Origin of the sequence: Pseudomonas sp. GM48, assembly GCF_000282335.1 — a bacterium.
Lineage (GTDB): Bacteria > Pseudomonadota > Gammaproteobacteria > Pseudomonadales > Pseudomonadaceae > Aquipseudomonas.
In genome coordinates, this window is record NZ_AKJM01000025.1 from 1 (window position 1) to 9,858 (window position 9,858).

10 protein-coding genes are annotated in these 9,858 nt (G+C 62.3%); 5 read left to right on the top strand and 5 right to left on the bottom strand.

What is annotated here, in order from left to right; translation table 11 throughout:
- Nucleotides 1-586, bottom strand: a 586-nt coding sequence (locus PMI28_RS25395) for a LysE family translocator (protein ID WP_007982437.1), incomplete at its 3' end; no start/stop codon positions are given.
- Nucleotides 587-677: 91 nt separating this feature from the next.
- Nucleotides 678-2,009, bottom strand: coding sequence for an aminotransferase-like domain-containing protein (locus PMI28_RS25390; RefSeq protein ID WP_007982438.1), 1,332 nt, complete (start codon nt 2,007-2,009; stop codon nt 678-680).
- An 89-nt stretch (nt 2,010-2,098) separates the two neighbouring features.
- Between PMI28_RS25390 and PMI28_RS25385 the strand changes: the two genes are divergently transcribed.
- The 5 genes from PMI28_RS25385 to PMI28_RS25365 all read left to right on the top strand — a co-directional run bounded on the left by PMI28_RS25385 (nt 2,099) and on the right by PMI28_RS25365 (nt 6,449).
- A complete protein-coding gene (locus PMI28_RS25385; RefSeq protein WP_007982440.1) occupies nt 2,099-2,995 on the top strand; it encodes a DMT family transporter in 897 nt (298 codons plus the stop codon).
- Nucleotides 2,996-3,086: 91 nt separating this feature from the next.
- The gene (locus tag PMI28_RS25380) at nt 3,087-3,707 is read left to right on the top strand and encodes a LysE family translocator (RefSeq protein ID WP_007982442.1); all 621 of its coding nucleotides are present in this window, start codon (nt 3,087-3,089) and stop codon (nt 3,705-3,707) included.
- Between the two features lie 188 nt (nt 3,708-3,895).
- Entirely contained in the window at nt 3,896-4,978 is a 1,083-nt protein-coding gene (locus PMI28_RS25375; RefSeq protein ID WP_033063082.1) for a bifunctional transcriptional activator/DNA repair enzyme AdaA, read from the top strand.
- A 36-nt stretch (nt 4,979-5,014) separates the two neighbouring features.
- Nucleotides 5,015-5,827: an isocitrate lyase/PEP mutase family protein gene (locus tag PMI28_RS25370; RefSeq protein ID WP_007982445.1), complete on the top strand. Its 813-nt coding sequence runs from the start codon at nt 5,015-5,017 to the stop codon at nt 5,825-5,827.
- 4 nt (nt 5,828-5,831) lie between these two features.
- Entirely contained in the window at nt 5,832-6,449 is a 618-nt protein-coding gene (locus PMI28_RS25365) for a DNA-3-methyladenine glycosylase family protein (protein ID WP_007982448.1), read from the top strand.
- A 132-nt stretch (nt 6,450-6,581) separates the two neighbouring features.
- Here the strand turns inward: PMI28_RS25365 and PMI28_RS25360 are convergent, their stop codons facing one another.
- The 3 genes from PMI28_RS25360 to PMI28_RS25350 form a co-directional block, all read right to left on the bottom strand.
- Nucleotides 6,582-7,679, bottom strand: a complete 1,098-nt coding sequence (locus PMI28_RS25360) for an extracellular solute-binding protein (RefSeq protein WP_007982450.1) — start codon at nt 7,677-7,679, stop codon at nt 6,582-6,584.
- A 2-nt stretch (nt 7,680-7,681) separates the two neighbouring features.
- Nucleotides 7,682-8,791, bottom strand: a complete 1,110-nt coding sequence (gene aguA, locus PMI28_RS25355; protein ID WP_007982453.1) for an agmatine deiminase — start codon at nt 8,789-8,791, stop codon at nt 7,682-7,684.
- Nucleotides 8,792-8,891: 100 nt separating this feature from the next.
- The gene (locus PMI28_RS25350) at nt 8,892-9,776 is read right to left on the bottom strand and encodes a LysR substrate-binding domain-containing protein (protein ID WP_007982455.1); all 885 of its coding nucleotides are present in this window, start codon (nt 9,774-9,776) and stop codon (nt 8,892-8,894) included.
- Nucleotides 9,777-9,858 lie beyond the last annotated feature (82 nt).

Consider the following 9,858-nt stretch of genomic DNA (forward strand, 5'->3'; position numbering starts at 1 on the left):
ACGGCAGCAACAGGTACACCGCACTCACCACCAGCAGCAACGCCATGGCGCGATTGAACAACCGCATCCCCACCGGGTTGTTCAGAAAACCGCGCAGAAATGTCCCGGCATAAGCCCAGCAACCGACCGACGCATAGCAGATCACCAGATAAATCGCGGCGAATTGCCAAACCAGGCGTGCCTCGCCATCGGCGACAAACGCACCCATGCCGGCCACGCAGGCCAGCCAGGCCTTCGGGTTGAGCCATTGCATGATGGCGCCATATAGCATCGACGGTGCCCGGGCAGATTCCCCGGCTTGCACTTGGCCGTTATCGGCCGCCAGCTTGAAGGCCATGTACAGAAGAAAGGCCACGCCCGCCCATTGCACCCCCTGCGTCAGCGCCGGCCATCGTTGCAACAACTCATGCAACCCCAGCCCCATCAGCACCAACAGCAAGACAAACCCCAGCGTGGCCCCGGCCACGTGACGCTGGCTGGCCCTGAAGCCGAACCGCGCGCCTGAGCTCAACGCCACAATATTGACCGGCCCCGGCGTGATGGAAGCGACCAGCGCAAACGCCGCCATGGACATCATCAGACTCATTGCACACCTTCTTCCATCGAGTTGAACAAGGCCCTCAAGGTAAAGAGCCTAGCGGCTCGCGTATTGAAGAAAACTGCCCTGTCCGGCCTCGCTATGAGTAATAACTCACGACGCTTTTCACTTTGGTCAGGGCAATGCGCAGCGAATCCATGTCTACAGAGCCCAACGCCAGGCGTATCGCGTGCGGCACATGGGCTGAAATCGCAAAGGGCTCGGCCGGCGACACCGACACCTGTTCGCGCATCAACGCCATGGCGATCTGGTCGGCCCGGGCGTCTTCCGCCAACGGTAGCCAGATGAAGTAGGAATTCGGGTGACTGATGGTCCTGAGCCCCACCAACACCTCGCGGGCCAGGGCTTGCCGGGCCCGGGCGTCTGCCCTTTTTTGCTCTTCCAGCTGGCTCACAGTGCCATCGTCGAGCCAGGCCGTGGCGATGGCGGTCATCACGCCGGGGGTGTTCCAGGTGGTCGCCATGATGGTGCGCTCGAAGGCGGCGATCCATTGCGCGGGCGCAGCAATGAACCCGACGCGAAAGCCTGTGGCGACATTCTTCGACAGACCGGACACGTACACCGTTCTCTCAGGCGCCAGCTCGGCCAGCGGTGGCGGTACGTTTTCGGCCAGGAACGCGTAGGCGGCGTCCTCGATGATCGTCAGGTCATGCTGGCGCGCTATCGCCACCAGTTGCTCGCGCTGATCGGCGTCCATCACCCAGCCCAAAGGGTTATGCAAGGTCGGCATCGAATAAACAGCCCGCACCGATCGGCTGCGGCAGAGTTTTGCCAGGGCGGGCAGATCAGGCCCGGTATCCGTGACCGGAATGGGCAAGACTTCCAGATGCAGGGTTTCGGCCAACGTCTTGAAGCCGGGGTAGGTCAGCGCATCAGCGGCGATCACATCGCCGGGCTTGAGCAGCGTCATCATCGTCACCGCCAGGCCATGCTGGGCGCCGCTGACGATCAACACCTGCTCGGCCGCCACGTTCAGCCCGCGCTCAGCCAGATGACGCGCAACCGAGGCCCGCTCATGCAGGCGCCCCGCGTGGGGCTGATAACGCAGGAGCGCCTCCAGATCACCGGATAACGCCAGTTGACGCAAGGCATTGCGCAACAGGTCGGCCTGACCGGGCAATGACGGGTAGTTGAAGTTCAGGTCAAGCATCCCCGCCGCCACCACGTGCTGCGAGATGCCCTGCCCCGGCGGCAGCGAAGTCTCCCTGACAAAGGTCCCGCGACCGGTTTCGCCGCTGACCAGGCCCATACCCTCCAGCTCGGCATACACCCGGCTGGCGGTGACCAGTGCCAAACCGTGCTCGGTGGCCAGTTGGCGGTGAGTCGGCAGGCGCGTTCCGGGCGGCAAATGCCCGGAGCGGATGTCAGCGGCAAAGGCATCCACCAACGTTTTGTAGCGGGATCGAGGCATGTCGAGATGTATCCATGACAATTTTTTGATTGTATCGATAGTCGCTCATACGATGAGTTTCGTGCAATCAGACAATGAGCGTGAGCCAAATGGAACGGACTTCGAACCTGCAAACCCGGACACTGGAAAACAGCACCAGCGGCTGGATCAACGGCCTGATCGGCGTGGTGATTTTCAGCGGCTCGCTGCCGGCGACACGGGTGGCGGTGCTGGAGTTCGACCCGGTGTTCCTGACGGTCGCGCGCGCCACCATCGCGGCGGTCCTGGCGCTGTGCCTGCTGGGGTTATTCAAGGAAAAACGTCCGGCGCGCCAGCAACTGATACCGCTGATCATCGTGGCCATGGGCGTGGTCATCGGGTTCCCCCTGCTGACCGCGCTGGCGCTGCAATACGTGACGTCCGCGCACTCCATCGTCTTCGTCGGTCTGTTGCCCCTGGCGACGGCGGTGTTTGGCGTACTGCGCGGCGGCGAGCGGCCACGGGCGGCGTTCTGGATTTTCTCGGTGCTGGGCAGCCTGCTGGTGGTCGGGTTTGCCTTGTCGCAAGGGCTGACCGCCTCCCCCCAAGGCGACATTCTGATGCTGCTGGCAATCCTCGCCTGCGGCCTGGGTTATGCCGAAGGCGCGAAACTGTCTCGCACGCTCGGTGGCTGGCAGGTGATCAGCTGGGCGCTGGTGCTGTCGCTGCCGGTCGTGGCGGTGCTCAGCTGGATGCGCATGCCGGCTTCGTTCACCGACATCAGCACGCCAGCCTGGTTCAGCCTGGCCTACGTCTCACTGTTCAGCATGCTGATCGGTTTCGTGTTCTGGTATCGCGGACTGGCCCAAGGGGGCATCGCCGCCGTTGGGCAATTACAGCTGCTCCAGCCGTTTTTCGGGCTGACCCTGGCCGCCACCCTGCTGCATGAGCACGTCAGCCTCGGCATGCTGGGTGTCACCGCTGCCGTGATCCTCTGCGTCGCCGGGGCGAAAAAGTTTGCCAAATAGCCCCTGGCACGGTGATTTACGCCCATGACTGTATGGGTCTGACCAGCGGTGAACCGTGATAAAAATAGTGCTCTTGCTACAGGAGCCCACCATGGACCTCGCCACCCTCACCCTGTTTCTGCCGGCCTGCTTCGCCCTCAACATGGCACCCGGCCCCAACAACCTGCTGTCGGTCAGCAACTCGACCCGCTATGGCTACCGCACCGCGTGCGTAGCCGGCATCGGCCGGTTGCTGGCGTTCGCCGGGATGATTGCCCTCGCGTCGGCGGGGTTGGCGGTGGTGTTGCAAACCTCTGAGCTGCTGTTCTACGCCATCAAGATCCTCGGCGCGGCCTACCTGTTCTACCTCGCCTGGCAATTGTGGCGCGCCGATCCCGGCGTCGAAAATCTGCTCACCACAGCCCCCGTGGGCACACTGGCACTGGCCCGGCAGGAATTCCTGGTAGCGGCCGGAAACCCCAAGGCGATTCTGATTTTCACCGCGTTCCTGCCACAATTCGTCGACTCGACCCACGCCATTGCGCCGCAGTTCGTAGTGTTGGGGGCGTTGTTTCTGGTGCTGGAATGGATCGCCATCGGCGCCTATGCCTACATGGGTTTGCACATGCGTCGCTGGTTCGCCAGGCCGTCGGGCAAGCGGATATTCAATCGCTGCTGCGCCGGGTTGCTGTCGGCTGCGGCCTCGGTGTTGCTGATGGCGCGCCGCGCCTGAAGGCTTTGTACTTACTTAATGTGGGAGCGGGCTTGCTCGCGAAGGCGTAGCGTCAGTCACCTCAATGTCGAATGACACTCCGCCTTCGCGAGCAAGCCCGCTCCCACAGGGTGAAATCAATTTCCAGTCCGGAATTCGCTGTCGATTTTCCGGTGGAGGTCGCCCATGCCGCGATCTATGCTGCGCCCATGAACCTACAAAAAACGCTGCTTCCGCCCCGTGCCGAGATGGTTCGCGCCATGCTCGAGCGAGACACCTCCTACGAGGGCGTGTTCTTCACGGCGGTCAAGACCACAGGCATCTTCTGCCGCCCCGGTTGCACCGCCCGCAGTCCGAAGCCGGAAAATGTCGAGTTCTTTACCAACGCCGAACAATGCCTGGCGGCGGGTTATCGCGCCTGCCTGCGCTGCAAACCGCTGGATACCGCCGCCAGCGCGCCGGACTGGGTGCAAAAACTGTTCAAGTCGGTAGACGCCGACCCGGAGCAGCGCTGGACCGACGCACAGCTGCTGGCCGAAGGCATCGAACCACTGAAACTGCGCCGCTGGTTCAAGCAGCATTTCGGCATGACCTTCCACGCGTGGCTGCGCGCCCGGCGCCTGGGCATGGCGTTGGGCGGGATCAAGCAGGGCGACTCCATCGACGCCGCCGCATTCGACTCCGGCTACGAGTCCCTGAGCGGTTTTCGCGATGCCTTTCAAAAGTCGTTTCACATCACACCGGGCCGCGCGGCCAACAGCGAGCCGCTGCTGTTCACGCGCCTGACCACGCCGCTGGGGCCGATGATCGCCATGGCCGAACGGCGTGGGCTGGTGCTGCTGGAGTTTCTCGATCAGGCATCGCTGAACCCGGCAGTCGAAGCGCTGCAAAACCGTTTTGGTTATGCCGTGGCGCCGGGGCACAACCGGCATTTGCAGCAGATCGAAGAGCAACTGTCCGCGTATTTCGCCGGCACGCTCACTGAGTTCAGCGTGGCCTTGCACATGCCCGGTAGTGAATTCTCCCGTCAGGTCTGGGCCGAACTGGCGAAAATCCCCTACGGCCGGACCACCACATACGGCGCCATCGCGGCGATTCTGGGCAAGCCCGGTGCCAGCAGGGTGGTGGGCCTGGCCAACGGGCATAACCGCTTATCGATTGTCGTGCCGTGCCACCGCGTGATCGGCGCCGACGGTTCGTTGACCGGCTACGCTGGAGGCCAGCCGCGCAAGGCGTTTCTGCTCAGGCTGGAAAACGCAGCGGTACAGCTTACTGAGCAATTGGCGTTCTGATCCCACCCACAGGTTTTTCATAAGGAAGGAAGCTCGATGGACAGGCTCGACAATCAACTGCACCAACTGCATCACGAGGGTTTGCTGATTCTCACCAACGTTGCCGATGCCGCCGGGGCGCGGCTGGTGGAGCAACTGGGCAACAAGGCCGTGGCCACCAGCAGCGCGGCGGTGGCCTGGGTGCATGGTTACCCCGATGGCAACACCCTGCCCCTTGAGCGCCTGGTCTCGACAGTCGAGTCAATTGCCCGGGTCATTTCGGTGCCGCTGACCGTGGACATCGAGGCCGGTTATTCCGATGACCTGGAGCGGGTGGCACAGGTGGTTGACGCCGTGATCGCCGCCGGTGCTGTCGGGATCAATATCGAGGACGGCTCCTCGCCGCCGGAGCTGCTGGTACGCAAGATTGAAACCGCCCGCCAGGTGGCCGATCGCCGTAACGTGAACCTGTTTATCAATGCGCGCACCGATGTGTATCTGCGGGGCCTGGTGCCCGCCGAAGATCGCGTCGCCGAAACCCTCAGACGCGCTGCGCTGTATCAAGCGGCCGGTGCCAATGGCCTGTTTGCCGCGGGCGTTACCGCCGAGTACGAGATCAAGGCGCTGTGCCAGGGCACCTCGCTGCCGCTGAATGTGCTGGGGTTCCCGGGCCTGCCGTCGCCCGAAGCGCTTGAAGCACTTGGCGTACGTCGTCTGACCGCCGGTTCCGGCATCGCCGAATTCCTCTACGGCGCCATGGCCGGCATTGCCCAAAGCTTTCTGCAAACCGGCAAGTTCGATACCCACAACCTGAAGGCTTTCACCTATGGCGAAATCAACGCCCTGTTGAAACCGTCCGGGAAAGCCTGAACCCATGTCCGACGGCTATCTGGCGGCCAGGGAGTTCCTGGCCGCCATCGATGATGACTGGCGCCGCCACATCGACGCCATCGGCCCGTGCCTGCACCAGCCGCATGCGGCGCGTGATCCGTATGAGTCGCTGGTGCGGGCGATTGCCTATCAGCAACTGCATGCCAAGGCCGGCGATGCGATTGTCGGCCGGCTGCTGGCGCTGTTCGGTTCCGGCTCGTTTCCCCGGCCTGAACAGATCGTCGCGACCGATTTCGACCAACTGCGCAGTTGCGGGTTTTCCGCGAGCAAAATCACCACCATTCAAGGCATCGCCCAGGCATCGCTGGACGGCGTGGTGCCGGATTACACCACGGCGCTGGCCATGGACGATGAAGCGCTGATCGAGCGTTTGATCACCTTGCGCGGTGTGGGCCGCTGGACCGTGGAGATGCTGCTGATCTACAGCCTGGAGCGTCCGGATATTCTGCCGGCCGACGATTTTGGCGTGCGTGAGGGTTATCGGCGACTCAAGGGGCTCCAGGTGCAGCCGACGCGCAAGCAGATGATCGAGATCGGATCGGCGTGGAGCCCTTATCGGACGGTGGCCTCCTGGTATTTGTGGCGGGTTCCAAACAAGTAAACCGCGTTATCGTTCTTCGCGAGCAAGCCCGCTCCCACAATTGATCGCATTCCCATGTCAGAACCCGGTCAACTGTGGGAGCGGGCTTGCTCGCGAAGACGTCAGTCCAGTCAACACATCATCAAGAGCCAATCACAACCCCGACTTCAACCGACTGAACGCCCGGATCAGCGCCCGGTTGAACGCCTTGCCATTGTCATTCTTGCTGTACAACGAAGCCCTGACCGCGGCCGGCGGATACGTCCCCGGATCATTGCGGATCGCCGGGTCGATCAGACTGTCCGCCGCCGTGATCGCATTGGCGTAATGGATGCTGTCGGTGATCGGCGCGATCACTTCCGGGGTCATCAGGTAGTCCATCAAAGCCAGGCCGGCCTTCGGATGCGGCGCATCCCTGGGAATGACCATGGCATCGAACCAGATCAACGTGCCTTCCTTCGGAATGCGATATTTCAATGAGTACGGTTTGTTCGCCGCCTCTGCCTGGCCCGCCGCGATGCCCACGTTGCCGTTCCACGACATCGCCACGCAGGTATTGCCGTTAGCCAGGTCGCTGATGTTCAGGTCGTTGTCGAAGTAGCGAATGTACGGACGAATCTTCGCCAGTTGCTGTTCGGCCAGCTTCAGGTCATCGAGGTTCTGGCGGTTGATGTCCAGGCCCATGTACTTCATGACCGCCGCAAACACTTCGTTGGGATCGTTGAGCAGGCTGACCCCGCAATCGGCGAATTTCGAGACCACGGCCGGATCGAAAAGCATCGCCCAACTGTCTGTCGGCGCGTCCGGCAGGCGCTGTTTGACAGCCTGTTCCTGATAGCCCACACCGGTGGTGCCCCAGGCGTAGATCCCGGCATAGCGGTTGCCCGGGTCGAACACCGCCATGTGCTGGCGGAACTCCTCGCCGACGCCGGCAAAGTGCGGCAGTTGCTGCTTGTCGACCGTCTGTACCGCGCCACTCTCGATGGCTCGCGACAGATGCTGCCCCGCCGTCAACACCAGATCGTAACCACTGCGGCCGGTCAACAGTTTGGTCTCGACGGTTTCCAGCGAATCGAAGTGATCGGCTACCACATGGATGCCGGTTTTCGCCTCGAAGTTCTTCAAGGTGTCCGGCGCCAGGTACTCGCCCCAGATGTACAGATTGACCACCGGTCTGGCGGTATCGGCGGCCTGCACACACAGGGGTGCAAGCACCAGCAGTATTGCTTGAGTCAGCTTGTGCAGGCCCATTTTCACACTCCTTTGCCAGCGTACTGCGGCATGGTGATACACGCGACGTTGCCGCCACCGAGGAGGATTTCCCGGGAGTTTTCGATGCCGACGATGTTGTGTTCAGGGAACAGCTCGGCCAGGGTCGCCTGCGCCACTTTGTCGTTACGATCACCAAACAACGGCACCACGATGGTTTTGTTGCCGGCGTAGTAATTGATGTACGACGCGCAGATTTTCGTCCCGGCCTGACGCGTGTGAGTGCTGTCCTGCCGGTCCAGCCCTTCGGCCTCTTCGGCCGTCCACTCCAGCACATCCGGTTGCGGCAGCTTGTGCACGATCAACTCGCGGCCCCGACTGTCGCGGGTACTGCGCAGGATGTCGTAGGCCTCCTGATAGATTTCCCACTGCGGGTCATCGCGATTGTCGGTCCATTGCAAAACCACTTCGCCAGGACGTACGAAGCACGCGAGGTCGTCGACATGACCATCGGTTTCGTCGAACTTGCAGCCCCGTGGCAGCCAGATGACTTGCTCGGCGCCGAGGTAGTCGGTCAGGCGGCGGGTGACTTCGTCCTTGCCCAGATGCTGGTTGCGGTTGCGGTTGAGCAAGCACTGTTCGGTGGTCAGGATGCTGCCCTGGCCATCGCTCTGGATGCCGCCCAGTTCGGCAATCAACGGCGCGCGATAGCGGTCGAAGCGTTCGATTTCGAGGATTTTGCTGGCGATCTGGTCGTCCTTGTCCCACGGGTAGTAGAGGCCACCGTCGAGCCCGCCATAAGCGTTGAATTCGAAGTCGACGCCGCGCACTTCGCCGCTCCGATCGTTGACCACAAAACACGGGCCGCTGTCGCGGAACCAGGTGTCGTTGCAAGTCATTTCCACCACACGCACCTGCGGCGGCAACTGGCGACGGGCGGTGGCAAACTGTGCCGCCGAAGCGCACACGGTGACCGGCTCACTCATGGAAATGGCAGTGACGATCTGTACCCAGACTTTCTGCGCCGGCTTGGCACCGTTGCGCCAGACGTCGGTGCGCTCCGGCCAGCCGAGCCAGCAACCGGACTTGGCCTCGAATTCGCCGGGCAGACGGAAACCGTCCTGTTTGGGAGTGGTGTCGAGCAAACGCGCCATGGTCAAACCTCTTCAGCAGGGATTGGAATGACCACAGGCTAAGGGCGTTGGTGACTGGCTCGCCAACGATGATTATTGCGGAATACTTGAATTCAACTCATCAATCGAGCAACTGATCGTTGAACCATTCCAGCATCTGCGCCACCGCCGGACGTTCCAGTCTCACCCTTTCACACACCAGTGCATATTGACCTAGCGCGGTCATGCTCGAGGTAAATGGCCGTACCAGCCGACCGCTGAGCAAATCTTCCTGGGCCGTCAGGTTGTCCCCCATGGCCACGCCCTGCCCTTGCGCAGCCGCTTCGAGTGCCAGCCCGGCATGAGCAAAATACAGTTGCCGGTCGGGGCGCTGATCGCCGGCATGGCTGGTGAGCCACGCGGTCCAGGTCTTGCCGTCCTGGTCGTCGTGCAGCAGGCAATGGCGGACCAGATCCTTCGGAGTTTTCAGGGCGCCCTGGTTGAACAGGCCGGGGCTGCACACCGGGAAGAACTGCAACGCCGGCAGCGGCCGGACGAAATACGCAGTGCTGTCCACCGGGCCGGTGCCGTAGGTGATTGCCAGGTCGATGTCTTCGCCGGGCGCCGTGGCGTCGATCGGCTGTTCGTACAGGTGCAAGGTGATGTGCGGGTAGCGCGCGTAGAAATCCGTGAGACGGCTCATCAGCCACTTTTGCGCCAGCTCGGCGGTCACCGCCAGACGCAACACCGCCAGGGATGACGGATCACGCAGTTCGTCGCAGGCATCGCCAATCAGTTCGAACGCCTGTTGCAAACTCTGCATCAGGCGCCCCGCCGCCAACGTCGGGCGAATCTGCCGGCCCTCGCGCACGAACAGCGATACACCCAATTGCTCTTCGAGCTGGCGGATCTGGTGGCTGACTGCGCTGTCGGTGACACACAACTCGGCCGCCGCCCGACCGAAATGGGCGTGGCGGGCAGCGCATTCGAAGGTTCGCAGGGCTGCCAGGGAAGGTAATCGTCGCATCAGGTCATGTCCCGGTTTCGAAGTGGACATGCTGACTTGGCCGTTGGTGGGCGTCCAGTGGGACCGCGTTATCGTTCTTCGC

Bases quoted from the DNA above. Each gene is read 5' to 3' on its own strand.
- aguA (WP_007982453.1), bottom strand. From the start codon at position 8,791: ATGGCGCGTTTGCTCGACACCACTCCCAAACAGGACGGTTTCCGTCTG.
- PMI28_RS25365 (WP_007982448.1), top strand. From the start codon at position 5,832: ATGTCCGACGGCTATCTGGCGGCCAGGGAGTTCCTGGCCGCCATCGAT.
- PMI28_RS25375 (WP_033063082.1), top strand. From the start codon at position 3,896: ATGAACCTACAAAAAACGCTGCTTCCGCCCCGTGCCGAGATGGTTCGC.
- PMI28_RS25360 (WP_007982450.1), bottom strand. From the start codon at position 7,679: ATGGGCCTGCACAAGCTGACTCAAGCAATACTGCTGGTGCTTGCACCC.
- PMI28_RS25350 (WP_007982455.1), bottom strand. From the start codon at position 9,776: ATGCGACGATTACCTTCCCTGGCAGCCCTGCGAACCTTCGAATGCGCT.
- PMI28_RS25390 (WP_007982438.1), bottom strand. From the start codon at position 2,009: ATGCCTCGATCCCGCTACAAAACGTTGGTGGATGCCTTTGCCGCTGAC.
- PMI28_RS25380 (WP_007982442.1), top strand. From the start codon at position 3,087: ATGGACCTCGCCACCCTCACCCTGTTTCTGCCGGCCTGCTTCGCCCTC.
- PMI28_RS25370 (WP_007982445.1), top strand. From the start codon at position 5,015: ATGGACAGGCTCGACAATCAACTGCACCAACTGCATCACGAGGGTTTG.
- PMI28_RS25385 (WP_007982440.1), top strand. From the start codon at position 2,099: ATGGAACGGACTTCGAACCTGCAAACCCGGACACTGGAAAACAGCACC.